At 60.2% G+C, this 22,789-nt stretch carries 25 protein-coding genes and 1 pseudogene; 18 read left to right on the top strand and 8 right to left on the bottom strand.

Annotated features, from left to right (window positions below):
- The first annotated feature begins 91 nt into the window (after window positions 1–91).
- Window positions 92–1,075, top strand: a complete 984-nt coding sequence (locus tag ACN0VH_RS12180; RefSeq protein WP_417700727.1) for a zinc-dependent alcohol dehydrogenase family protein — start codon at window positions 92–94, stop codon at window positions 1,073–1,075.
- Window positions 1,076–1,274: 199 nt separating this feature from the next.
- Entirely contained in the window at window positions 1,275–2,222 is a 948-nt protein-coding gene (locus ACN0VH_RS12175) for a 1-phosphofructokinase family hexose kinase (RefSeq protein ID WP_417700726.1), read from the top strand.
- Between the two features lie 145 nt (window positions 2,223–2,367).
- Here the strand turns inward: ACN0VH_RS12175 and ACN0VH_RS12170 are convergent, their stop codons facing one another.
- Window positions 2,368–2,733, bottom strand: a complete 366-nt coding sequence (locus tag ACN0VH_RS12170) for a hypothetical protein (protein ID WP_417700725.1) — start codon at window positions 2,731–2,733, stop codon at window positions 2,368–2,370.
- A 227-nt stretch (window positions 2,734–2,960) separates the two neighbouring features.
- Between ACN0VH_RS12170 and ppsA the strand changes: the two are divergent.
- Window positions 2,961–5,273, top strand: a pseudogene (ppsA, locus tag ACN0VH_RS12165) (phosphoenolpyruvate synthase).
- A gap of 142 nt (window positions 5,274–5,415) precedes the next feature.
- On the opposite strand, the gene ACN0VH_RS12160 reads toward ppsA, so the two are convergent.
- Together ACN0VH_RS12160 and ACN0VH_RS12155 are read right to left on the bottom strand one after the other, a co-directional pair.
- On the bottom strand, window positions 5,416–5,817 hold the full coding sequence (locus tag ACN0VH_RS12160) for an adenine nucleotide alpha hydrolase family protein (protein ID WP_278923629.1): 402 nt from the start codon (window positions 5,815–5,817) through the stop codon (window positions 5,416–5,418).
- The gene (locus ACN0VH_RS12155) at window positions 5,817–6,245 is read right to left on the bottom strand and encodes a phasin family protein (RefSeq protein ID WP_278923630.1); all 429 of its coding nucleotides are present in this window, start codon (window positions 6,243–6,245) and stop codon (window positions 5,817–5,819) included. Before ACN0VH_RS12155 ends, ACN0VH_RS12160 begins: the two co-directional genes overlap by 1 nt.
- 199 nt (window positions 6,246–6,444) lie before the next feature.
- On the opposite strand from ACN0VH_RS12155, the gene ACN0VH_RS12150 reads away from it, so the two are divergent.
- The 12 genes from ACN0VH_RS12150 (at window position 6,445) to ACN0VH_RS12095 (ending at window position 15,210) form a co-directional block, all read left to right on the top strand.
- Complete coding sequence (locus ACN0VH_RS12150; RefSeq protein WP_417700724.1) at window positions 6,445–6,801, top strand: SPW repeat protein; 357 nt, start codon at window positions 6,445–6,447, stop codon at window positions 6,799–6,801.
- A 493-nt stretch (window positions 6,802–7,294) separates the two neighbouring features.
- Complete coding sequence (locus ACN0VH_RS12145; RefSeq protein ID WP_278923632.1) at window positions 7,295–7,975, top strand: phosphoribosyltransferase; 681 nt, start codon at window positions 7,295–7,297, stop codon at window positions 7,973–7,975.
- Window positions 7,972–9,396 carry a F0F1 ATP synthase subunit beta gene (gene atpD / locus ACN0VH_RS12140; protein ID WP_417700723.1) on the top strand — a complete coding sequence of 475 codons (1,425 nt, stop codon included), beginning with the start codon at window positions 7,972–7,974 and terminating at the stop codon, window positions 9,394–9,396. The genes ACN0VH_RS12145 and atpD overlap by 4 nt, the downstream gene beginning before the upstream one ends.
- Complete coding sequence (locus ACN0VH_RS12135; protein WP_278923634.1) at window positions 9,393–9,779, top strand: ATPase; 387 nt, start codon at window positions 9,393–9,395, stop codon at window positions 9,777–9,779. The genes atpD and ACN0VH_RS12135 overlap by 4 nt, the downstream gene beginning before the upstream one ends.
- Window positions 9,779–10,072: an AtpZ/AtpI family protein gene (locus ACN0VH_RS12130; protein WP_417700722.1), complete on the top strand. Its 294-nt coding sequence runs from the start codon at window positions 9,779–9,781 to the stop codon at window positions 10,070–10,072. The genes ACN0VH_RS12135 and ACN0VH_RS12130 overlap by 1 nt, the downstream gene beginning before the upstream one ends.
- Entirely contained in the window at window positions 10,065–10,379 is a 315-nt protein-coding gene (locus tag ACN0VH_RS12125; RefSeq protein ID WP_278923636.1) for an N-ATPase subunit AtpR, read from the top strand. The genes ACN0VH_RS12130 and ACN0VH_RS12125 overlap by 8 nt, the downstream gene beginning before the upstream one ends.
- Before the next feature lie 3 nt (window positions 10,380–10,382).
- On the top strand, window positions 10,383–11,075 hold the full coding sequence (locus ACN0VH_RS12120) for a F0F1 ATP synthase subunit A (RefSeq protein WP_278923637.1): 693 nt from the start codon (window positions 10,383–10,385) through the stop codon (window positions 11,073–11,075).
- Window position 11,076: 1 nt separating this feature from the next.
- Window positions 11,077–11,364 (top strand): F0F1 ATP synthase subunit C, encoded by a 288-nt coding sequence (locus tag ACN0VH_RS12115; RefSeq protein ID WP_278923638.1) that lies wholly within the window; start codon window positions 11,077–11,079, stop codon window positions 11,362–11,364.
- 3 nt (window positions 11,365–11,367) lie between these two features.
- Window positions 11,368–12,144 carry a F0F1 ATP synthase subunit B family protein gene (locus tag ACN0VH_RS12110; protein ID WP_417700721.1) on the top strand — a complete coding sequence of 259 codons (777 nt, stop codon included), beginning with the start codon at window positions 11,368–11,370 and terminating at the stop codon, window positions 12,142–12,144.
- A 2-nt stretch (window positions 12,145–12,146) separates the two neighbouring features.
- Entirely contained in the window at window positions 12,147–13,715 is a 1,569-nt protein-coding gene (locus ACN0VH_RS12105) for a F0F1 ATP synthase subunit alpha (protein WP_417700720.1), read from the top strand.
- On the top strand, window positions 13,702–14,592 hold the full coding sequence (locus ACN0VH_RS12100) for a F0F1 ATP synthase subunit gamma (protein WP_278923641.1): 891 nt from the start codon (window positions 13,702–13,704) through the stop codon (window positions 14,590–14,592). The genes ACN0VH_RS12105 and ACN0VH_RS12100 overlap by 14 nt, the downstream gene beginning before the upstream one ends.
- A gap of 150 nt (window positions 14,593–14,742) precedes the next feature.
- The gene (locus ACN0VH_RS12095; protein ID WP_417700719.1) at window positions 14,743–15,210 is read left to right on the top strand and encodes a c-type cytochrome; all 468 of its coding nucleotides are present in this window, start codon (window positions 14,743–14,745) and stop codon (window positions 15,208–15,210) included.
- A gap of 59 nt (window positions 15,211–15,269) precedes the next feature.
- Here ACN0VH_RS12095 and ACN0VH_RS12090 read toward each other — a convergent pair whose 3' ends face one another.
- From ACN0VH_RS12090 to ACN0VH_RS12075, 4 genes are all read right to left on the bottom strand, one after another.
- Window positions 15,270–16,856, bottom strand: a complete 1,587-nt coding sequence (locus ACN0VH_RS12090; protein ID WP_417700718.1) for an oleate hydratase — start codon at window positions 16,854–16,856, stop codon at window positions 15,270–15,272.
- A gap of 86 nt (window positions 16,857–16,942) precedes the next feature.
- Complete coding sequence (locus tag ACN0VH_RS12085) at window positions 16,943–17,275, bottom strand: hypothetical protein (protein ID WP_417700717.1); 333 nt, start codon at window positions 17,273–17,275, stop codon at window positions 16,943–16,945.
- Between the two features lie 372 nt (window positions 17,276–17,647).
- A complete protein-coding gene (ftsH, locus tag ACN0VH_RS12080; RefSeq protein ID WP_417700716.1) occupies window positions 17,648–19,561 on the bottom strand; it encodes an ATP-dependent zinc metalloprotease FtsH in 1,914 nt (637 codons plus the stop codon).
- Window positions 19,562–19,789: 228 nt separating this feature from the next.
- Window positions 19,790–20,287, bottom strand: a complete 498-nt coding sequence (locus tag ACN0VH_RS12075) for a DUF2267 domain-containing protein (RefSeq protein ID WP_417700715.1) — start codon at window positions 20,285–20,287, stop codon at window positions 19,790–19,792.
- 66 nt (window positions 20,288–20,353) lie between these two features.
- On the opposite strand from ACN0VH_RS12075, the gene ACN0VH_RS12070 reads away from it, so the two are divergent.
- The 3 genes from ACN0VH_RS12070 to ACN0VH_RS12060 are packed head-to-tail and all read left to right on the top strand — an operon-like array spanning window position 20,354 to window position 21,758.
- Window positions 20,354–20,674: a hypothetical protein gene (locus ACN0VH_RS12070; protein WP_417700714.1), complete on the top strand. Its 321-nt coding sequence runs from the start codon at window positions 20,354–20,356 to the stop codon at window positions 20,672–20,674.
- A gap of 58 nt (window positions 20,675–20,732) precedes the next feature.
- On the top strand, window positions 20,733–21,152 hold the full coding sequence (locus ACN0VH_RS12065; protein WP_278923649.1) for a CBS domain-containing protein: 420 nt from the start codon (window positions 20,733–20,735) through the stop codon (window positions 21,150–21,152).
- A gap of 54 nt (window positions 21,153–21,206) precedes the next feature.
- A complete protein-coding gene (locus ACN0VH_RS12060; protein WP_417700713.1) occupies window positions 21,207–21,758 on the top strand; it encodes an HPF/RaiA family ribosome-associated protein in 552 nt (183 codons plus the stop codon).
- A 72-nt stretch (window positions 21,759–21,830) separates the two neighbouring features.
- Here ACN0VH_RS12060 and ACN0VH_RS12055 read toward each other — a convergent pair whose 3' ends face one another.
- Window positions 21,831–22,580 (bottom strand): Crp/Fnr family transcriptional regulator, encoded by a 750-nt coding sequence (locus ACN0VH_RS12055; protein WP_417700784.1) that lies wholly within the window; start codon window positions 22,578–22,580, stop codon window positions 21,831–21,833.
- Between the last annotated feature and the right edge of the window lie 209 nt (window positions 22,581–22,789).

Here is a 22,789-nt window from a genome sequence, read left to right as displayed (position 1 = left end):
TATTTTGCCACCCCTCCCGAAGGGTCTCTCATCTTGAAGGGGTCCATAACTGATGCGGCCATTTAGGCCGCCAACCTAAGTAAAGACACCTATGCGCGCGATGGTCCTGGAAAAACAGAACGCCCCGCTGATCCTCCGTGATCTGCCGGACCCCGAGCCGGGGCCGGGCGAAGTGCGGCTCAGGGTGGAGGCCTGCGGTGTCTGTCGCACCGATTTGCATATTCTGGATGGCGAGCTGCCGCACCCCAAGCTCCCGCTGATACCTGGGCACGAGATCGTCGGGCGTGTCGACGCGCTTGGCGCGGGTGTAAAAAGCCTGACACTGGGCCAGCGGGCCGGGGTGCCTTGGCTTGGCCGCACATGCGGGACATGTCCGCATTGCCGTGCGCATCGCGAAAACCTCTGCGCCGCGCCTGAATTCACTGGCTACACACAAAATGGCGGATATGGCGAACTCTGTGTGGCCGACGCCGGATATGTCTTTCCTCTGCCCGAGGATGCAGACCCGGTGCAACTGGCGCCGCTGCTTTGCGCCGGGCTGATAGGATACCGCACGTTGACGCTCGCCGGTGCCGCCGACCATATCGGGCTTTACGGATTTGGGGCGGCGGCGCATATCCTGTGCCAGCTCTGCGTCTGGCAGGGCAAGAAGGTCTATGCCTTCACCCGGCCCGGCGACCAGTCGGCGCAGGCCTTTGCCCGTCGTCTGGGCGCGGTCTGGGCTGGATCGTCCGAGGACCGCCCGCCCGAACCGCTGGATGCCGCATTGATTTTTGCGCCGGTCGGCGCGCTGGTTCCCAAGGCGCTGAAGGTGGTGCGCCGGGGCGGCAGCGTCGTGTCGGGCGGTATCCACATGAGTGATATACCTGCCTTTCCCTACGCAGACCTCTGGCATGAACGGGTCATCCGCTCGGTCGCGAACCTGACGCGTGCCGATGGAGAGGAATTTCTACCGCTGGCCATTGAGGCCGGTATCAAGACCGAAACCACGACCTATCCTCTGGAACAGGCCAATCTTGCGCTGGAGGACCTTCGCTCCGGTCGGTTCACCGGGGCCGCCGTTCTGGTTCCCTGATGCATGGGCCTGGTCCTGGTCCTGATTGCCAAGACAAAAGCGTGAATCTTGATCAGAGAGAACAGGCCGAAGCAACACATCAGGCCCCCCAGGCCGGTATCGTTTCTGCAGGCGACCCGCGCCTTTCGTTGCAGAGCGGTGAAGCCCACCATGCCGTACCCTCTTGTCCAGAGAGCAGGCCGAGATAAGAATGGAAATCATGCGCAAGATCCTGACGATCACCCTCAAACCGGCCGTTGATTATTCAACATCGACAAGCCATGTGACTGCCGGGCCGAAACTGTATTGCCGCCAACCGCAGATTGATCCCGGTGGCGGCGGGGTCAACGTTGCCCGAACGATTGTCAAGCTGGGTGGGCCTGTCATGGCGTTTGTTGTGGTTGGCGGAGCAATGGGCAATCGCCTGTTGCAGTTGTTGGCGGCAGAAAACGTCCCCGTTGCGCAATGCCGGATTGCCGCAGAAACCGGCTACAGTCTGGCAGTTACCGACGAAGAGACCGAAGAACAGTTCCGCTTCACCCTGCCGGGAGCGCCCGTTGATGAAAGTGACGCTCAAGAAATACTGGACCAGATCTCTGGCACGCTGGCAGGTGACGATTATGTCGTGCTCAGCGGTGGCATCCCCAATGGCCTAGCTGACACCTATCCGCAAGATGTGCAGGCAGCTGTTTCGCGGCGCAATGGGAGGTTGGTTGTCGACACATCCAAGGCACCGCTGTTGCGCCTGATTGAAGCCCCGGTTTCCCCTCTTGATGTCTTGAGGCTGGATCGCAGCGAAATCGAAAAGGCGGTTGCGCACCCGGTGCGGTCGATTTCCGACAATCTAGCCTATAGCGAACAGCTCGTGCGGCGCGGGGTTGCGAGGATTGTCGTGACAGGTCACGGCGCAGAGGGGTCAGTTATGGTTGCCGGACATCGAAGATTTTTCTGCCACGCCCCCAAAGTCCCCCAGCGCAGCAAAATTGGTGCAGGTGATGCTTTCGTAGGGGCCTTTACCCTCTCGCTTTCGCGTGGCGACAGGCCTGAACAGGCCCTCAGATGGGGCGTTGCAGCTGCTGCCGCTACAGTTGGCACCAAAGGCACCACCTTTTGCGACCTGTCCGAAACCAAGGCCCTATTGCCGCAATGCCGATTGGAAAAATGCTAGGATCACTGGCGCTGAACCCAACGATCAACACATCTCTTGATTGCTCAAACTTCCGGCGCGAAACCCCGATATCCGATGCAACCAATCTGCGCATCCTCATCCGCCAAATCTGATGATAAACTGGCAAATGACAATAGGATTATTGTCATTTGTACGCCTGGGGGGATACCTGGGAATCGATAACGCGCAGGGTTGCGGCCAGAATAGCGGATGAAAGGGACGCCCCCTTGCCAACCCCGATATATTCGTCACTGTCCCGTGAGACATTCTCACGCAATGTGCAGCGCCAATGACCGTCAGGCTCCAGCGCATCGCCCCGTAGCAGGATGCTCCAACCCGGCACCACCCGATCAACAAAGTGCAGCAGTTGCTCAACCGAGCACAACTCTGCCTCCGTCACCGCGAGATCCGGCCGCACCTTGCGGATCGCTTCAAGCACAGGGGCAACCTCAGCCTTGGTCAGTTGTGTCGCCACCGTCTCGATCCTGTCCGCCGCAGCCAGCAGTTTCATGTTCACGGGTCCCCTTACCGCAATTTCGCATTGCCCTGCGAGAATGTGCCACGCGCCTGACCCCCTGCGCATTGACTGCCATCAATGACGGCGCGACCTCGCGTGTCACAGTTTGTTGCAAGACTGGCTGAGGAGCATGGAATTTGGACAAACACCTGGTCTGGTACGATGGACTGCGCCGTAGCGATATCGCAGTCGTGGGCGGCAAGAATGCGTCATTGGGCGAGATGATTTCGACCCTATCGGCCAAGAACATCCGAGTGCCAGACGGCTTTGCCACGACAGCCTGGGCTTATCGCGGCTTTATCGCGGCCAACGGTCTGAAACCTGTCATCACCAAGCGGATTGAGGCGCTGGAGGACGGACACACGACGCTGCATGAGGCGGGTGCGGCCATTCGAGCCGCGATCATCGCCGCCAAATGGCCCAAGGAAACAGCGGAAGCGATACGCGCCGCCTATCGAGAGCTCGCAAAACGCAGCGGTCAAAAAGAGCCATCGGTTGCCGTTCGGTCTTCCGCCACTGCCGAGGACTTGCCAGATGCAAGTTTCGCCGGACAGCAAGAGACCTTTCTAAACATCACCGGAGAGGCGGCGCTGCTTGATGCGTGCCGCCGGTGCTATGCCTCGCTCTTTACCGACCGGGCAATCAGCTACCGTCAACTCCTGGGGTTCGGTCGGACCGAAGTCGCCTTGTCGGTTGGCGTTCAGTTCATGGTGCGCTCTGACATCGGCAGTTCAGGTGTCATGTTTTCGATAGACACAGAGACCGGGTGTGACCGTTTCGTGCTGATAAATGGTGCCTGGGGGTTGGGAGAGAACGTTGTTCAAGGCGCGGTGAACCCGGATGAATTCCAGGTTTTCAAACCCTTCCTGGACGATGCCGACTGACTGCCGATCATTGCCAAGACCCTGGGCACGAAGGAGATCAAGATGATCTATGGCCGGTCCGACGAAGCCGCGACACGCAACGTGCCAACCTCGGTGGCTGAACGCGAGCGATTCACATTGAGCGACGCCGAAGCCGTGGAACTGGCCCGATATGCGAAGATCATCGAGGCGCATTACGGTGTCGCCATGGACATGGAGTGGGCCAAGGACGGCAAGACCGGTGATTTGTTCATCGTTCAGGCGCGCCCTGAAACTGTACAATCACGCAAGTCTGGGGCGGTGTTCCAGTCATTCAACGTCACACCCGCTGGCAAGCTGATGGTACAGGGGCTGAGTGTCGGGGATGCAGCCGCCATGGGCCGAGTTTGCCTGATCCGCTCAGCGCAGGAGATCGACCGCTTCGTTGATGGCTCGGTGCTTGTCACCTCGACCACCGACCCCGATTGGGTGCCGATCATGAAACGTGCCGCTGCCGTTGTCACCGACCACGGCGGACGAACATCGCACGCTGCCATCGTCAGCCGAGAACTGGGAGTTCCGGCAGTTGTCGGCACAGGCAACGCAACTCATATACTGCACGAAGGTCAGGACGTTACCGTCTCTTGCGCCGAAGGGGAAACTGGGGCGGTCTATGATGGGCTCGGACAGATCGAGGTCAGCGACATCTCGCTTGACGACGTGCCACAGACGCAGACCGGCGTGATGCTGAATATCGCCAATCCTTCGGCCGCCGCCCGTTGGTGGCGTCTCCCTGCGGACGGCGTCGGGTTGGCCCGGATGGAATTCTTGATCAGCAACGAAATAAAGGTGCACCCGCTCGCGCTGCTGAAGCCCGAGCAGGTGACGGACGCGGCTGAATTCCGTGCCATTACAAAACTGATGAAGGGATATCAGGACGGCCCCAGCTATTTCACACAGCGGCTGGCTATGGGCCTGGCGCGGATTGCCTCTGTCTGGCATCCGAAACCGGTGATTGTCCGGTTGAGCGACTTCAAGTCGAATGAATACGCCGACCTTCTGGGCGGTCGTCATTTCGAACCATCAGAAGAAAACCCGATGATCGGCCTCAGAGGTGCCGCGCGCTATTATTCGGCTTTCTACCGCGATGCCTTTGCACTGGAATGCGCGGCACTAAAGCGGTTGAGGGACGACATGGGCTTTACCAACGTCATCGCGATGGTGCCCTTCTGTCGTTCCCCCGAAGAGGCGGACAAGGTGCTGGAAGTAATGGCCGCAAATGGCCTTCGACGTGGAGAGAATGGTCTCGAAGTCTACGTGATGACCGAGATCCCATCGAACGTGATCCGGGCCAAGGAGTTTGCCGCGCGGTTTGACGGCTTCTCCATCGGATCAAATGATCTGACCCAACTTACGCTGGGCGTTGATCGCGATAGCGAAGCGCTGGCCGATGTGTTCCGCGAGCGTGACCCGGCGGTGCTCTGGATGATCGAAACCGCCATTCTGCGTGCACACGAGGCAGGACGGAAGGTCGGGCTCTGCGGTCAGGCGCCCAGCAATGACCCGAATTTCGCGCGCCTGCTGGTAAGCGCCGGGATCGACACGATCTCGGTGACGCCGGACAGTTTTTTGAACGTCAAACGCAATGTGGCGCAGGCCGAGAAGGATAACGTCAGCAATGATCAGGCTTGATTGCTCTGGTTTAAGGAAGATCAGCGAAACCGCTTAAAGATCATTTCGAACGGCCATTTGATAGCTCTCTGAAGGCGCGCTCCATTTCGGGGAGGGGAAAGAAAACCTGTCTTCACACATCAAGATGGATTTCACGGGCCTATCAGGCGGTCATCTTCTGTGCGCCAAAGGGCGACGCCCTATCTTCAATGAGCCGCAACGTTTCGGACTGCACGATAATATCAGCGCATCGTGAAAGACCCTTGAACTGTCGTTTGAAATTTTTCCGTGTCGTGACAAACGGAAACGCAACGCCAGGGACATCTTGTGCGTCGAGCCTGGCGAACACCAGCCGCGTACGGTCCAACGCTTCTTTCACCGCCTGCATCCGAAGCACGATGCGTTCTGGTGTATATTGCGCGGAGGGCCGGAATTCGGGAATATAGGAGACGGATGCCACGCTGAGGTGTGCCTTGAACCAAAGCGCAACATCTATCGCAGACTGCAATTGCGCCTCTCCCTCCGGCGAACCGTCAAACCATGTCAGCCCCGTCTGGACCAACATCACACTGCCTCTGATTTTGTCGCGCTCGTGGCGGCAAATGCACTGTTCATCGCCATAGCAGCCGTTTCCTCCAACTGCTGCTGGATGTCAGCTGTCGCGGCGCGAGCACCATTCGCATAAAGTTCGGTCAATCGGTCGACCTCCTCTGAGTAATCTCGCTGTGCAGCCTGATAGAATGCGGCCCACGCCGCCCAGGCTTCGGCAGGATCCTTCCGGTCCGCAAGGTCAGTGGCCAGTTCGCGATCCCGTTCCAGCCGTCGGTTCAGGAATTCAAGATACTCCTGGTTCATCCGAACCACCTGCTGCCATCCGCTTGCCTGAACCTTAGCTATGGCTCCGCAAAGCTGGAAAAAATCAAGCGGAGAGTTGAACGGTGACGCTGTTTCTCCATTCGGGCGCGCTCTGCGCTCCTGTTTTGTCTTGGTCATCGGTTTCCTCCTTTTTCGCGAGTCGAACTTTGCGGGATGCAGTTTCTCACGCATTGACGGCGGACAACACGATACCGTCATTCAAGACCAGAGGATGAAAAATTCGCTACGAACGGACAGCCGTTGATTGCAGTCAATGAAGACTCGGCATTTCCAATGCACAATGCCCGACCATGTCTTTTTACTGGAGGAAGAAATCATGGAACGGATGCATTTTCAGGATGGTATCACGCTCGTTGCTGGTGTCGTACTTGTTGCTACCCCCTTCGTTTTCGCGATCACGCCGCCGGAGGGTATGAGCCTGACGCTGCTGATCGCCAACTTCGCGATCGCGGGTGTCGCCGCCATCATTCTCGGTGCGCCCGCTCTCTTCTATTTCAGGAAATGGGAAGAGTGGCTCGACATCGTGCTTGGTGTCTGGCTCGTGGCCTCGCCATGGGTCTTGGGATTCACCTATTCGCCAATGGCCATGTGGATTGCGATTGCCTGCGGCATTGTGATCGCTGCCATGGGGATCTGGAGAACCGTGGAGGAGAATGGCGAACATGCCTACTGACACCCTATGCGACATTCCCGTGCCCGGCCCGCTTGCTCGGAGGCTGACACTCCAGAGCGCTCAGGTGAGCTAGAGAGATTGCAACCTAGGCACCGCACCATGGGAGCCTGTGCTTGATAGTCCGCAAGCGCTTTCCCGACTGTGGCGCCATGCATCTTGACGGCATCGACAGGGTCATCAACGGCGGACCGAGAAGACAACTTTGATCGTTTTGGCCCGTTCCATCGTCCCCCGGTTGGCAGCACCAGTGTCAGCCACCGCCGCTCTGCCCCCATTGACGCCACGCAATGTCATAAACCGCGTAACATGCGATGATTGGGCGACATTACGCATCGACGATGGAGCAAGGAGCAATGGCAGACAAAATCGTTGTGGCAACAGGCGGCCCTATGCGGGACGTACCGCTTGGTCGCCTGCCACAACAGCCACTGCACCACGCCAACTGCAAGGTGGTCATCGCACCCTGAGACAAGCACTGGAGGCAACAATCCGCATGATTACGGACAGACGTGAGGCCGGTCAGAGACTGCTGAAACACCTGGGGCAGCTTGATCCCGAAAACACAGTCATTCTGGCGCTACCGCGCGGCGGGTTGCCCGTTGCCGACGTGATTGCAGACGCGCGCGCCGTCCCCCTCGACATTGTGCTTGTCCGCAAGGTTGGCGTTCCCGGACAGCCGGAACTTGCGGTTGCGGCGGTGACCGATGGCAATAACCCGAAAATCACGGTCAACGAGGATGTGGCGCGGATGACCGGGCTCGACCATGCTGACATCGCCCGGCTTGCCGAGCGCGAATTGCCAGAAATACAGCGGCGACGCGACATTTACCTAAATGGACGTCCGCACGTGCCACTTGCGGGAAAGATCGTGGTTGTCGTTGATGACGGCATAGCGACGGGGGCCACAATGCGCGCGGCACTGCAATTGGTCCGCGATGCAGATCCGGCACAGGTTATCGCGGCAATTCCCGTTGGGTCGGCGGCAACGATTGCGGCGCTTGAGGATGACTGCGACGAAGTAATCTGCCTTGAATGCCCGGCTGAATTCCGTGCGGTTGGGATGCATTACCGCGATTTCGGGCAGGTTTCAGATGCAACCGTGTCCAAAATCATCGAACGCCATGCCCATCGGCTGACTGACAGCGGCAGGTCCCATGGTGACGTGATGTCATGACGGGTACGGGCGCGTTTGAGAGAAACTCCAGGTCTCAAGAAACCGCAGGGCGGGGGGTCATCACGGCGATCCGCGGGGCGGTGGTTGAGGCGCGTTTTCCAGGCACAGCACCAACGATCAATACGCAGCTGTTTGCCGGGCCGGACCGCAAATCGGTGATCGAGGTTGCCGGCCTGATTGATATGCATACCATTCAAGGCCTGCTCTTGAATCCCGCCGAACGTATCGCGCTTGGCATGGAGGTCGTCGACAGTGGCGGCCCACTGATGGCCCCGGTTGGACCCGGGCTGCTTGGCCGGATGATCGATGTTTTTGGTGCGCCGCTCGACCGCAAGGGGCCGATCAAGGATGTTGAATACCGGCCTATCCACCGCCCGCCGGTCCCGTTTGCCCACCGCCGTCCCGGCGGTGAGATCTTCCAGACCGGCATCAAGGCCATTGATCTGCTTTCGCCAATCGAGCGCGGCGGCAAGGCCGGTCTCTTCGGTGGTGCCGGCGTCGGCAAGACAGTGCTGATCACAGAGATGATCCACAACATGGTCACCGAATACGAAGGCGTGAGCCTGTTCTGCGGCATCGGCGAGAGAAGCCGTGAGGCCGAAGAACTCTACCGTGAAATGCAGGCGACCGGCGTGCTGGACGGGGCCGTTCTGGTTTTCGGCCAGATGAATGAAAGCCCCGGCGCCCGTTTTCGTGTGGCGCATACGGCCCTGACCATAGCCGAGCATTTCCGCGACAAGCTGAATCGCGATGTAATGGTGTTGATCGACAACATTTTCCGCTTTGTCCAGGCAGGGGCGGAGGTCTCAGGCCTGCTGGGGCGCATCCCTTCGCGCGTGGGATACCAGCCGACACTGGGTACAGAACTTGGTGAGCTGGAAGAGCGCATCTGCAACACCGAAGCGGGCGCCGTCACCTCGATCCAGGCAGTCTATGTCCCAGCCGACGACTTCACTGATCCGGCCGCGACGCATGTATTTTCGCACCTCTCCGCTTCAGTGGCGCTTTCGCGCAAGCGGGCCAGCGAGGGGCTCTACCCCGCCATCGACCCGCTGAAATCCACCTCCAAGATGCTGACGCCCGGCACCGTGTCGGACCAACACTACCGTATCTCGCGCGAGGTGCGGCGCGTGCTTGCGGAATACGAGGCGCTGGCGGACATCATCGCCATGCTGGGTATCGAAGAGCTGACCGAGGCTGACCGCGCCACGGTGGCACAGGCCCGGCGGCTGGACCGTTTTCTGACCCAACCGTTCTTTTCCACCGAGCAGTTCACCGGATCGGCGGGCCGGTTTGTGACGCTGGACGAAACCCTCGCAGGGTGCGAACGGATCCTGTCGGGCGAGGTCTCCGGCCTGCCCGAAAGCGCGTTCTACATGGCCGGCACTATCGACGAGGTTACCGAAAGGCAGGCGCCATGAAGCTGACAGTCTTGACCCCAGAGGCCCAGGTGTTTCACGGCGATGTTGCCAAGGTAACGGCCGAGGCCACGAATGGCGCATTCACCCTGCTGCCGCGACATATAGACATGACAGCTCCGCTGGTCGCTGGTGTGCTGCTATGTGATCGCATGGACGGCAAGACGCAGTATTTCGGCATCGACGAAGGCATTCTCGTAAAATGCGCGGATGATGTAACGGTCGCGGTTCGGCGCGCCTTGCCGGGACGCGACCTGGCCGAACTACGACGGCGGGTGCAAGCGGAATTTGTCACCTTCGACGAAGAAGAAATGGCTGCACGCAGCGCACTGGCCCGTCTGGAGGCGGGCGTGCTGAGGCGCATACTCGAACTGGAGCGTCGATAGTGTGCGCACAGGAACAAGAGAAGGCGGACGCCATAGCACGCAAGGCCGAACGCAAGCAGCACGCCAAGGAAAGTGGCAAGCGCCGCACCTTCTGTTTTGGGCTGGGCATGTTCGGGCTGGTTGGCTGGGCTGTGGCGGTGCCGACGCTCCTGGGTGTCGCCGTAGGGGCATGGCTGGATCGCGCCGCACCGGGAGAGTTTTCCTGGACGCTCGCGCTACTGCTGGGCGGCGTCGCATTAGGGTGCATCAACGCCTGGTGGTGGGTCAGCAAGGAGAGCGGAAACGATGACTGACGCATGGGCCCTTGGAGCAAGTCTATTGCTGTCGCTGTTGCTGGGCGCGGGTTTCGGGGCGCTGTATTTCCGGCTGTTGTGGCGCGCTTCGCAGGATCTGACCGGGCTGCGTGGCGCGCCGGGCAACAGGCAACAGATTGGCGCTACGCGCCTGTTTCTCGGCTTTGCCATGCGCATGACCCTGACGCTGGTGGTTCTGGTATTGGCGCTGGCAGCAGGCGCGGAGGCCGCACAGCTGCTGGCAGGCGTTCTTGGCTTTGGCCTTGTTCGTCACATCACAGCCGGACGGCAAAGGCGAAGGGAATAGGCCATGGGACTGACCCCCGACACATGGATAGTCGTGATGCTTGGCCCGGTGCCGATCAATGCGACGATCTTTTTTACCTGGGTCGTGATGGCGCTGCTCGTGCTTTCCGCCCTGGTGGTGCGCCTGCGCCTTTCGCAGACCGGCGATCTCACAGCGGCCCAAAACTTCTGGGAGGCGCTTGTCGAGACCATGCGCACCCAGATCCGCGAGGTCAGCGGCCAGGAGCCAGGCCCCTATTTACCCTTCGTAGGTACGCTTTTCGTATTCATTGCGGTGTCGAACATACTGGCGGTGGTGCCCGGTTTCCAACCTCCCACCGGCTCGCTCTCGACCACCACGGCGCTGGCGATCTGCGTGCTGATCGCGGTGCCGCTCTTTGGGTTGGCGCGCAGGGGCGTTGGCACCTATCTGCGCTCGTACATTCAGCCGACACCGCTGATGGCGCCTTTCAACATTATTGGCGAAATATCACGCACGCTGGCGCTGGCGATCCGGCTATACGGAAACGTCATGAGCGGCACCGTGATCGCCGGAATTCTGATCTCGATTGCCCCTTTCTTCTTTCCGATCCTGATGCAGCTTCTGGGGCTGCTGACCGGGGTGATCCAGGCCTATATCTTCGCCATCCTCGCGATGGTCTATATCGCATCGGCAACGCATGAGCACCACGGCGCCGATGCCGCGAAAGGAGACTGACATGACCGACGCGACCCTGATCGGGCTAATATCCATCCTCACCGCCGGGCTGACCATCGCCATCGGTTCGATTGGACCGGCACTTGGCGAAGCGCGGGCCGCCGCTCAGGCACTGGCTTCGATCGCCCAACAACCGGACGAGGCCAACACGATCACCAGAACCCTGTTCGTCAGCCTCGCGATGATCGAATCCACCGCGATCTACTGTTTCGTCGTTGCGATGATCCTGATTTTCGCCAATCCGTTCTGGGATGCCGCGATGCAGGCGGGGACCGCAGCAGGAGGCTAGGTGATGCAAATCGACTGGATCACCGTCGCCGCCCAGATCGCGAACTTCCTGGTGCTGGTTTGGCTGCTTCAGCGGCTGCTCTATCGGCCCATCGTTCGGGCCATGCGGAACCGGGAGGCGGCGATCCGCGACCGGTTCGCCGAGGCCGAAAAGCGCGAGGCCGAGGCCGCCAGGGAAGCCGAGACACTGAAACAGCAACAGTTGGGGCTCCAACAGCGGCGCGCGGCGATGCTGGCACAGGCTCAACAAGAGGCGCAGGACCTGGAACAAAGACTGGAAGCAAAAGCGCACGAGCGCGTTGCTGCGCAGCGCGCCGCCTGGCAAAGGCAGGTCGACCGAGAGACGGCAGCCTTCCTTGTTGATCTTCGGCGCGAAGTAGCAGGGCATGTTGGGCGGGTGGCCCGCCGGGTTCTGGGCGATCTGGCCGACGTGCGTCTGGAAGAGGCGATGGCCGACACTTTCATCACCCGGCTGAACGGGCTGACAGGCAAGACGCTCGATAATCTGCGCGCCGAGGCCGAGGCCGGCGGCAGGATCACCGTGACCAGCGCCTTCGATCTGCCCGATCCGGTGCGCAACCGTTTGCGCAAAGCGGTGTGTGCGGTCCTGCACGAAGAGGCGCAGCCCGATTTTCTGCGCGACGCACAGATCGGCTGTGGGATCCAGCTGAAGGTGCGCGGCCAGACCCTGCACTGGAACGTGAATGCCTATCTCGACGATTTGGAAAAGGAAATCGGCGCGTGGATGGGCCGCGAGGACGGACAGGAGGCTGCGGAATAGCCATGGGAGTATTCGACGGCATCGCAAAGGACCTTCTGGCCACGCTCGACAGTGGGCTCGACGCCTACGACGCGCGCCTGCGCAGTGAACAGATCGGCACGGTTGTCCGGGTGGGCGCAGCAGTTGCGGATGTTGAAGGATTCACTGAACTGGGCGCAGACGAGCTGATTGCCTTTCCCGGCGGGCTTATGGGCGCTGCCCTGGATATTGACGAAAAACGCGTCGGGGTGATCCTGCTTGACCCGGCCGCAGCGCTGGCCGTCGGAAGCGAGGCACGGCCTACCGGCCGCGCCATCGACGTTCCCGTGGGGCAGGCGCTTCTGGGGCGGGTCGTTGACGGGCTTGGCCATCCCATCGACGAAGCCGGCCCGCTGCGTGCGACAGAGTGTTGGCCGGTCGACCGCCCAGCCCCGGCGATCCTTGATCGTGCCCCGGTTGAAGTCCCGCTGCAAACCGGGGTCAAGGCCGTGGACGCCGCCATCCCCATTGGGCGTGGCCAGCGCGAATTGATCATCGGCGACCGTCAGACCGGCAAGACCGCCATCGCCGTCAGCGCCATGCTCAACCACCAGGCAGGGCGGCCCGGCGGTCAGGGACCGGCTGCGAAACCGGGGCTCTGCGTTTATTGCGCCGTGGGGCAGCGCGCCTCGGCGGTTGCGCGCGTCATCGACACGCTTCGCCGCGCGGGCGCGCTGGAACGCACCGTGGTCGTGGTGGCAGGCAGCGAGGACACGCCGGGACTGCAGTTCATCGCCCCCTATGCCGCCACTTCGATAGCCGAGTTCTTCATAGCCCGCGGCGAGGATGTCCTTGTTGTCTATGATGATCTCACCCGCCATGCCCGCGCCTATCGCGAGCTGTCGCTGCTATTGCGCCGACCGCCAGGGCGTGAAGCCTATCCCGGCGATATCTTCTATATTCATTCGCGGCTTCTTGAACGTGCGACCCATCTGCGCCCCGAACGGGGCGGTGGGTCGCTGACCGCCCTACCGATTGTCGAAACCCAGGCGCAGAACATCGCCGCCTATATCCCGACCAACCTGATCTCGATCACCGACGGTCAGATCTACCTGTCCCCGGTTCTGTTCGAAAAAGGCATGCTGCCGGCGGTTGACCTTGGGCGATCGGTCAGCCGGGTGGGCGCCAAAGCGCAGCTGCCCGCCTATCGCAGCGTTGCCGGCGATCTGTTTCTGTCCTTTGCCCAGTTCGAGGAACTGGAGGTGTTTTCGCGCTTTGGGACGCGCCTGGACAAAGCTACGCAGCTGAAACTCACACGCGGTCGCCGTGTACGCGAGGCACTGAAACAACGCGAGCAGGCGCGGCCAGCGCCCCCCGAACAGATCGCGGTGCTATTGGCCGCAACCCATGGCTTGATGGACGCACTGCCGCTAGATCGCGTGGCCGATGCCGAGCGAGCCATATCCCAGGCGATCCGGGAGACGGAGGCCCCGCTCTGCCGCCGAATTGAGAATGGCGAGCCTTTTGACGACGACGCGCGCACGGCCCTCATCTCGACCATCCGGCAGGCCCTTGCGCCATTGACACAGGAGGGCGGCAATGGAGACGCTTGAACTGCTTCAGCGCCGGATCGCCACAACGCGCGACCTGCAATCCATCGTGAAGACGATGAAGACACTGTCTTCGATCACGATCCGGCGCTGCGAGCGCGCGGCCCAAGCGGTGCGCGCCTATGACGAAACCATCGACCATGGCCTGCAGATCGTTCTACGCGACAAGGAAGTCGCCGATGCCGCCATTGCCGCCTCTGAGGCGGAGCGGAAGACCGGGCCTATGGGGCTGATCGTGGCAGGGTCGGACCACGGGTTCTGTGGTCGGTTCAACAAAGTTGTCCTGAATGCCGCCTTGGAAAATATCCTGTCTGGCCAAGCCGAAAATGTCGCTCTGGCCGCGATCGGCACCCGCGCCGCCGAATTGCTGGCAGGCACCGGCCATACACCGGACGTGATTCATGCCACGCCAGGTTCGGTCGAGGGGCTGCGCGCGTCGACACGCAACCTGCTGGCCCTGGCCGATCACTGGCGCACGCAGCGAGGCATCGCCCGGCTGCGCATTGTCCACGCCGTCCAGACACCAGAGTCCCCTGCCCGCCCGGTGACCATGTCGCTGTTACCGGTCTCGCCCGCCTATCTGTGCCATCAGGCCAACCGGAAATGGCCGTCGCGGCACCTGCCCATCTATACCGAAGAGCGCAATATCGTTCTGACCTGCCTGATCCGCGAGCATGTCTTCGTCCGTATCTTCCGTGCTCTGGCTGAAGCGCAGGCCTCTGAACATGCCTCGCGGCTGGCTGCCATGCAATCCGCCGAAAAGGGCATAGGTGACCGGCTGGCTGAAATGAACAGCGCGTTCCGGTTTCGGCGCCAAGAGCAGATTACCAGCGAAATGCTGGACGTGCTGGCAGGGGCAACCGCGCTAGACAAGCGGTAGAAGCCGCCGCGTTGGGTAGGAACTGATCCCAAGGTTTCAAAGTACCAGATAAGAAAAGCCCGCAGTGGCCGTTGTCCGGCGTCAATGCCACCGCAAGGCAAGTCAGAGATGCTGGAGGCGCAACCCTGTTGAAAAAAAGGAGAGCGCAACATGATACGCACAGCCGCAGTCCTGGCCATTTTGCTCTTGGGAACCGGAGCGCCATTGCAAGCCCAGGGGCCGACAGAACAGCCCCATCCTTGGGAACCCGTGATAATCGAACCGATGGAGCGGGAGTTCTTGAATTCCTGTGCGTCCTGCCACGGTAGGGACGGAACGGGCGCGGGCTTTCTGACGCGCCTGTTTCGCGGTATCGACCCTGGTGACTTGACCCAGCTTTCGGCCCGCAATGATGGCACATTCCCGATGGAACGCATCTTTTCGGTCATCGATGGCCGAACCGAAGTCGCCGCACATGGCGATCGCCAGATGCCAGTCTGGGGTGATCGGTACATGGATGCCGTCATGTCTGAATACGGACCGGATGAAATCAACGAAACCCGGGTGCGCAACCGCATCTATGAACTGGTCCACTATCTGCAATCAATACAGGCAGTCGACACAGAGCCAGAGAACTAACACTGTCATCGTGCCTGCACCGACCTGATCCGGCAAGGTGATGCCGCTGTGGCCGATGATCACGCTGCCCCCATGCCCACCAAGACCCGCGCCGCGCGGATCAGCACCATCGGGTCCAGATCGGTGCGCACGACAGGCGGCGGCGGATCGGCCTTTCCGGTCAGGCTTGCCACGGCGGTGCGCGCGGATCGCACAGAGTACTCCACGGTAAAGACGCAGTCGCGGGGCAGTTCGACATATTGCCCGATCACCGCGAAGTTCCGGGCACCCTGGGGGCGCACGTCAGGGCGGTCGCCGAGGATGCGCGGCATGAACTGGCTGGTGATGAAGGGCATCCGGCAGGGCACGCAGCGGGCGTCTTTGAACCATTTTCTCCGTGCAGCCTTAAGGTTCAGGTGCCCACAGAGTTCTTCGATGATCTCGTTGCCCGTGGCCTCCCACATCGGTTTGGACACGAAATCGCCCTTGCGATCACCGCGCAGCCCATAGCCCCAAAAGACATATGTGCCATGTTTTTGCCCGCAGAAATGCGGCTGATGGATGAGCACGATAGAAAGCGTCCAGCCCGACGCGGCAAAGGTGATCAGCCCGCCCGTGCCCGTGCGATTGTTGGTGAAATCCTCCATGAATTCAAAGAAGTCAGGGCTGTCCATCGTTACGGAGAAGGAATGCCAGGCGGTCTTGCTTATGTCGCCGCAGAAGGCTTCGGGGTTACCCAACCCTTCATGCTCTGCCGCAAGGCTGCGCCAAAGCGCCCATGCACCGCCTTCGTGATCGTCGCGACCGGGTGCCTTGGTGTTTGACCCCAGAACCGACCCTTCGGTCATGGACCCCAAGGTGAGATAAACGCGGTCTGCCTCGCTGATCGGCACCCTTTCGTCACCAGCGAGGACCAGCGCGACAACGCGGCGATCCTGCCGGGTACCCTCGATCCTTACGTCGGTGACCTGCCCGCCGGTCGCAATCTGAACGCCCCTGTCCTGAAGCCAGGTCACAATCGGCCCGATGAGCGAGTCATACTGGTTGTAGCGCGTCCGCAAGATCCCGGCGATCCGGCTGAACCCGGGAAACAGGTGGATGAAACGTCGCAGATAGCGCCGCATCTCAATGAGCGAATGCCAGGGTTGGAACGAAAACATAGTGGCCCACATCAGCCAGAAGTTGCTATCGAAGAATTCGGGCCGGAACCATTCATCGATCTTGCGCGCGCCCAATGTGCGTTCCGAATGCAGCAACAGCCGGTTGATGTCGACGATGTCGTGAGCGCCAAGCGTGAGATCGTAGCGATCCTCGGCGGGCTTTCCGTCACGCACCAAGCGGCAATTGGATGAACCGGGCACCATCTTGTTGAAGGCCCGGATGTCTTGGCTGACCGTCAAGCCCGGATCGTCGGCAGAGGGGATCGTATCGAGCAGGTCGAAGGTGCAGGCGAAGTGGTCTTCGAACATCCGACCGCCACGAACCACGTAGCCGGATTCGGCTGCACCCGCGCCATCCAGCGACCCGCCGACGACGTCGCGTTGTTCGTAGATCCGGATACTCTTGCCTGCGACCCCGGCATCGCGGATCAGGAATACCGCCGTGGCAAGGCCGGCGATGCCGCCGCCGACGATATGGTGCTGCCCTTTGGCGTCGTCGCTCGGCATGGCGCGAGGCTCCTGTTCACTCTGGTTCCGCTCATCCTGGACAATCTGCCCGGATGCCTTGACCAGGATCAATGGCGAAGGTCGGGTTATCCGTCTGTCCCGCCAAAGAGCTTTACCCGCATCAACTTTGCAACGTCATGCAGGCTGTCGGATCGGTCTGATTGCTGGCCGCCACCCGACAGGCGCTTGATCCTGCACGGTGAGACGTTGAAATACCTGGCGATCTCATCGTCACTCAGCCCAAGGTCGCGAAAGGTCGCAACCGCCCGTTCGGGATGCCGGCCGAGCAGATCTTCGGCATCGTCTCGGCAATTCTGGTATTCGGTATGCCGCATTGGAAAAAGAACCCACGGTTTACTCTCAGAGGCGAGGACCGATGGGTCATCCGCTTTGAGTGCCGCATCATCAAATCTCGTCATTGCGTAACCCCCTCCAAAAGTAGAAACCAGATGGAGTATGGCGATTCTCAGATTCGCCACATTGTCAGTCGTCAATCGGGATGGTTTCCCGCGCCGTTGGACCATGTTACGTTGGCCATATTCCGCATATCGACGCGCATCGGTTGCCCGGAGATGCCCCCAGTCAATCAAACCGCACGTATTTGACAACCGTCTCAGAAATGAACGTACCGCAAGCCAATGTAGCTGCGCTGCACCCGATAAGTCTGGCTTTGGCGTCTATGGCGGGTATTTTCAGGATTTGACGATGCCGTGTGTTCCGCCATCGGGGAGGAGGTCACGGATAAGGGGAGGCAACATCTGGCAGGATTGGATGGTGCCACCGTTCCCGGTTCACGTTTCGCTTTCGTTGTCATCGTTTTTGCGCGACAGCGGCCTGACCACGGATACGACCGATTTCAGACAGGTCTCGATTTCCTTGAAATCGAGCACCTCCTTGCCCTCCAACTCGTCGATCAGCGCACGGACCTCTTTTTCGTGGCGGGTGATGATGCCGGTCGCCTCTGCCTCGGCATCTTTGAGAAGCATTGATACTGCATTGTCGACCCGGGCGGCGGTTTCATCGGCGTGTTCGCGCGGCTGGGCCATTGACTGGCCGAGGAAGGGATGGTCCTCACTCTGACGCAGGTCCACCGGGCCTATGTCGTCGCTCATACCCCACCGGGCAACCATCGAGCGGGCCAATTCTGTGGCGCGTTTGATGTCGTCGTCGGCACCGGAGCTGACAGTACCAAGCAGGTGTTTTTCTGCCGCGCGCCCCGCCAGCAGGATGGTCAACTGGCTTTTCAGGTAATTCTCGGGCAGGGTGTGATGCTCCTCACGCTCGAGCATGTGTGTGCCGCCCAGGCTGCGCCCGCGCGGAATGATCGTCACCTTGTAGAGCGGATCGGCCCCCGGTGTATAAAATGCCGCCGCAGTATGACCAGCCTCATGCACGGCCAGGCGGTGTTTTTCCTCGGGCTGGATTGCCAGCGTGCGCACGGTGCCCATCATCACCTTGTCGCGGGCCTCCTGAAGGTCCGCCATGGTGATGGAGACCGCGCTGCGCCGGGCGGCCTGGATCGCGGCCTCGTTCAGCAGGTTTTTCAAATCGGCGCCTGAAAATCCCGGCGTGCCATCCGCGATCGCACCCAGATCCGCAGGATCGGCAAGCGGCAGTACCCTGGCATGGATGTCGAGGATTGCCCGCCGATCCAACCGGTCGGGCAGATTGAGCACAACATGCCGATCAAAGCGTCCGGGGCGCAGAAGAGCAGGGTCAAGCACATCGGGTCGGTTGGTCGCGGCCAACACCACTACTGCCTCTTTACCCTCGAACCCGTCAAGCTCAGCCAGAATCTGGTTCAGCGTCTGTTCGCGCTCATCATGGCCGCCGCCAAGCCCAGTACCCCGGGTGCGGCCGATGCTGTCCAACTCGTCGATGAAGATGACCGACGGGGCAGCATTGCGCGCCGCCTCGAACATCTTGCGCACACGGCCGGCACCGACACCGACAAAAACCTCGATGAACTCGGAACCCGATGTCGAGAAGAACGGAACATCAGCCTCGCCCGCCAGCGCTTTGGCCAGAAGCGTCTTGCCGGTACCGGGAGCGCCCATCAAAAGCACCCCATGCGGCACTTCGGCGCCCACGCGTTGAAAGCGTTCGGGTTCGCGCAGAAACTCGACCAGTTCGGCCACCTCCTTCTTCGCCTGGTCCTGACCGGCCACATCGGCGAAGGTTGTCCTAGTTCCGCTTTCGTTGGGCTTGGAAAACCGTCCGCTGAACAGCCCCCCCAACCCGCCCGGGCCAAGGCCGCCCGCACCAAATCCGCCTCCCATCTGGCTCAGCATCCGCCGCTGGAACCAGAAATAGACCGCGAGGATCAGAACCCACGGCAGGAGATAGCTGAGAACCGACACCCGCCGGGGTTCTTCGGCGGTGATCTTGACGCCATGCGTCTCCAGCAGCGGCAGAAGCTCGGGATCGCCCTGTGAAGGTGTCACTGCGCGGAACCGCGGCGGCGCTGCGGCAACGTCATCCTCACCCGAGACCGTTATCGCGTGCTCCTCCAGAAGCGCCTGACCAATTTCACCGTTTCGGATCATCTGCTTGATTTCACTGTAGGAAACGATCTGAATGCTGGAATCAACACTGGTGAGTGAGGCAAACGCATAAGCCGCAAGAATTAGTGCCCAGAGAGCAAAAATCATCCGCCGCATCTGGGGGTCATCGGTTGGCGGTTTGCGAGACGGAGAGTTTGACATTCGCGATCCTTCCTGACTTCGTCCGGTGTCGCGGCAATGACGGCCAATTTAACCGGTCCCGAGTGAATAAGACATAGGACGCCTGGGTTTCGATACAGTCCGGTGGCGGCTCATTCGGCCAGGGCCACCCTTTCTTGAGGAATTCGCGTTTGCCCTTCAGCGACAGGTCAACCGGATCGCATTCCGTTTGAGCCAGGGTGCCGACGGGCAATGACATGTGGCCTACGCCTATTCCCAAAGTTCCTGAACAGATTTGCGCATGGCGTGCTTGACCTGCTCGAATTCGCCCCAGGATACATGCCGACGCAAAAGGTCGATGACCGCCGCCACTGCCCGGTCCGGCTCCTCCAAAGGATCCCTCTGAAACCGCGATGCGACCCGTTCGATCAGGTCACTTTTGTTGCGTGGCTTGGCTGGGGTTTTTGAAGGGTTCCAACCTTCAAAGTAAACGCCGCGCACCAGCACCGGAAGCTGCGCTGCAAGATCTGCGGCTTCATCAACCGTCAGAAAATCACGAATGGCGTGCAACGTTTCGTGTAGAAGCATGTATGCCCGTGGCTTTGAAAAACCGAGATCATCGCAGAGTTCATTCAGCCATTCGGCAAAAACCTGCGGGGCATGATCGAGCGTGGCGATACCGGTTGTGGACATGAAACACCTGTCGCTTGAATATCGTTGAACTTCATGATGGGTGGTAATCGCGCGCAGTGCATTGATGGCCGTCAATGCCGAGAGCGTCCCGGCCCGCGTTGACGGGATTTGCTTTTCTTTGCGCTCAACAGATCCGACAGGATGGTTCGACAGATTGCCCAGATCGGGGAATTCGAGATTTCCCGGCACGAGGAGCGCGAGGCACTGGAAGAGGTGACAGGCGGTGCGCGCCCACGGTGCCCCGAAGTGCATGCCATCGCAACGCAGGATCTGATCACGAATGCGGCGATCTCGGCCTTTTCACAGACCACTCTGGTCGACACCATCACCTTGACCAACAGCGTTGCCGCTGTTGCGGCAACCAGCGGCACCCTAGCCGACCGCATGCGCGTCCTGACATTTTCCCAGCTGATTACCGATACGATCAAGCGATTGCATCATCCGCTTGACGGCAGTCAATGAAACTGGCGCGCCATAGCCCCTATCATGTCCCCAAAACAAAGCTGAAAGGAGTTCCCAAATGGAAATTACTGCGGCAATGCACCGACAGGCCGATTGGGCCAGCGCCGACACGCCAGTCAGCGAGGTGGCAAAGATAATGCAGATAAACGATATAGGCGCGATTCCGATCGGCAAAGATGACAAGCTGGTCGGCATGGTCACCGACCGTGACATCGCGCTTCGGGTGGTTGCGGAGGGACGCAATCCGGCGAAAACAACCGCCGAGGAGATCATGACCAAGGGCATCGTCTATTGCCGGACGACCGAGACGGTGGAAGACACCATTCATCTCATGGATCAGAAGAAAATCCGCCGTCTTCCGGTCATCGACGATGACAAGCGGCTTGTGGGAATGCTGAGCCTCGGCGACATTTCCCACGCGGTCAGCAGGGAATTGTCCGGCGAGCTTCTGCATGCCGTGGCGGATCACCATCCCTGATCCGCAGCGCCTGCGTGCTCGATTTCCGTGATATCCGCGATACGGGGCCCAAAGATGCAGATTGAACCGATCATCTCCTATCACAATATTGATCACTCACCGGCGGTCGAGAACCTCGTGCGTCGGCGCATCAAGGCGCTGGAACGGCGGGATGACCAGCTCACCGGATGCGAGGTGACGATGGAGGCACCACAGAAAAGGAAACGGCACGGGCGCGTCTTCCAGGTTCGGCTCAACCTGCATCTGCCCGGCCCGGATGTGTCGATTTCCCGGGAAAGCGCCCAAGGCAGCGCGCAGAACGATTTGATTCTAGCCGTGAACCGCGCTTTCACCGCCGCCGAAAAAGCATTGAAAAAGCGCAAAAAGAAGATGGACGGTATTGAGGTAAAGCACCATCCGCCCGTGCATCACGGCAAAATCACCGAACTGGAGTCTGAGCTGGGATATGGCTGGGTCCAGGCCGATGATGGACGCAAGGTATATTTCCAGCGCGACAGCCTGACCTCTGACAACTGGGAGCGTCTGGACAAAGGCACCCGGCTCCGGTTTCGCGAGATGCAGGGCGACAAGGGCGCCTACGCCGCGTCGGTGACGATTGCAGATTGAGGGCAATCAGCAGTGGCGGAACCGCTGACATGCGAATAGCCACCGCGATCCGGGCCGACCTCTCGACATCATTCAGTGCGCGGGGCGATGGTTCTTCAACAGATCCTGCAGAGTGGCAAGGGCCTCGATTTCGTCTTCGTCCGCCACACGGGCCAAGGCTTTTGTGTCCCGGATCAAAATGCGGTTGGGTTCGAGAATGTCGATAACCCGTTGATCGTTGAGCGAATGCAGGGAGCGAGATATCGATTCCGGCCGTGTGCCCAGCAGATGGGCCAGATCGGCACGGCTGATAGGTATCTTGACCTCGATGCCCTGCGGACCTGGCTGCAGGATATGGTCGATATCGCGAAAGCGCGAACACATCAGGAGCAGGAATCCGGCAATCCGCCCGGCGATCTTCTGGTTAGACAGAATGATCAGCCACTCGCGCGCCCGATCCAGCTCATTGGTGATAGCCAACATCACAGCGCGTTCAAGGTCGGGCGATCGCGTCAGCAGGGCCTCGAATTCCGCACGGGGAAAGGCGCAGATTTCCGCGTCTGTCGCTGCCTCGATGGAAAACTCTGCCGCGCCGTCGAAAGCCCTTCCGAATGTGTCCCCCTCGACAAGAAGCCCGACGATATGCTCTCGCCCATCGGCCAAAGTCCTTTGAATTCGAAAAATGCCGGACTGAACGCAGCCGATGAAATCGCATTTCTCCTGCGCATGAATGACAGTTTGTCCAGCGCGATAGCTTTTCGAATGGCACATCGCGTTCAGCGCGTCCCGTGTTTCGGGGCGAAGCTGCGAAAACGCCATCGATCCAGACAAAGCCAAGCGCACCCCTTTGTGAGTCTTTTTCGTCATCCCCCCGTGCCCCCCAATTGTCAGACCAGTTCAACGAGTCGCGCCACCTTCGTGTTGATCACCAGTATTTGATCAGTACCATGATTCCGCCGCTACGACTACAAGTGGCAAACCGCTGAACCGGGGGCAGCGTTGACAGGTATCAATGACCTTTCGGTGCAAATCGGTTTCCATACCAGATGCGC

The organism is Pseudophaeobacter sp. (genome assembly GCF_048267565.1).
Lineage (GTDB): Bacteria > Pseudomonadota > Alphaproteobacteria > Rhodobacterales > Rhodobacteraceae > Pseudophaeobacter > Pseudophaeobacter profundi.
The sequence above is the reverse complement of the archived record's forward strand: the minus strand, read 5'-3'. Positions and strand labels throughout refer to the sequence as shown.

Coding starts and splice junctions, on each gene's coding strand:
- ACN0VH_RS12120 (WP_278923637.1), top strand. CDS start 10,383: ATGGGACTGACCCCCGACACATGGATAGTCGTGATGCTTGGCCCGGTG.
- ACN0VH_RS12105 (WP_417700720.1), top strand. CDS start 12,147: ATGGGAGTATTCGACGGCATCGCAAAGGACCTTCTGGCCACGCTCGAC.
- ACN0VH_RS12115 (WP_278923638.1), top strand. CDS start 11,077: ATGACCGACGCGACCCTGATCGGGCTAATATCCATCCTCACCGCCGGG.
- ACN0VH_RS12100 (WP_278923641.1), top strand. CDS start 13,702: ATGGAGACGCTTGAACTGCTTCAGCGCCGGATCGCCACAACGCGCGAC.
- atpD (WP_417700723.1), top strand. CDS start 7,972: ATGACGGGTACGGGCGCGTTTGAGAGAAACTCCAGGTCTCAAGAAACC.
- ACN0VH_RS12065 (WP_278923649.1), top strand. CDS start 20,733: ATGGAAATTACTGCGGCAATGCACCGACAGGCCGATTGGGCCAGCGCC.
- ftsH (WP_417700716.1), bottom strand. CDS start 19,561: ATGTCAAACTCTCCGTCTCGCAAACCGCCAACCGATGACCCCCAGATG.
- ACN0VH_RS12095 (WP_417700719.1), top strand. CDS start 14,743: ATGATACGCACAGCCGCAGTCCTGGCCATTTTGCTCTTGGGAACCGGA.
- ACN0VH_RS12070 (WP_417700714.1), top strand. CDS start 20,354: ATGGTTCGACAGATTGCCCAGATCGGGGAATTCGAGATTTCCCGGCAC.
- ACN0VH_RS12160 (WP_278923629.1), bottom strand. CDS start 5,817: ATGTTGGTCCAGACGGGGCTGACATGGTTTGACGGTTCGCCGGAGGGA.
- ACN0VH_RS12110 (WP_417700721.1), top strand. CDS start 11,368: ATGCAAATCGACTGGATCACCGTCGCCGCCCAGATCGCGAACTTCCTG.
- ACN0VH_RS12125 (WP_278923636.1), top strand. CDS start 10,065: ATGACTGACGCATGGGCCCTTGGAGCAAGTCTATTGCTGTCGCTGTTG.
- ACN0VH_RS12150 (WP_417700724.1), top strand. CDS start 6,445: ATGGAACGGATGCATTTTCAGGATGGTATCACGCTCGTTGCTGGTGTC.
- ACN0VH_RS12170 (WP_417700725.1), bottom strand. CDS start 2,733: ATGAAACTGCTGGCTGCGGCGGACAGGATCGAGACGGTGGCGACACAA.
- ACN0VH_RS12135 (WP_278923634.1), top strand. CDS start 9,393: ATGAAGCTGACAGTCTTGACCCCAGAGGCCCAGGTGTTTCACGGCGAT.
- ACN0VH_RS12060 (WP_417700713.1), top strand. CDS start 21,207: ATGCAGATTGAACCGATCATCTCCTATCACAATATTGATCACTCACCG.
- ACN0VH_RS12145 (WP_278923632.1), top strand. CDS start 7,295: ATGATTACGGACAGACGTGAGGCCGGTCAGAGACTGCTGAAACACCTG.
- ACN0VH_RS12180 (WP_417700727.1), top strand. CDS start 92: ATGCGCGCGATGGTCCTGGAAAAACAGAACGCCCCGCTGATCCTCCGT.
- ACN0VH_RS12155 (WP_278923630.1), bottom strand. CDS start 6,245: ATGACCAAGACAAAACAGGAGCGCAGAGCGCGCCCGAATGGAGAAACA.
- ACN0VH_RS12085 (WP_417700717.1), bottom strand. CDS start 17,275: ATGACGAGATTTGATGATGCGGCACTCAAAGCGGATGACCCATCGGTC.
- ACN0VH_RS12090 (WP_417700718.1), bottom strand. CDS start 16,856: ATGCCGAGCGACGACGCCAAAGGGCAGCACCATATCGTCGGCGGCGGC.
- ACN0VH_RS12175 (WP_417700726.1), top strand. CDS start 1,275: ATGCGCAAGATCCTGACGATCACCCTCAAACCGGCCGTTGATTATTCA.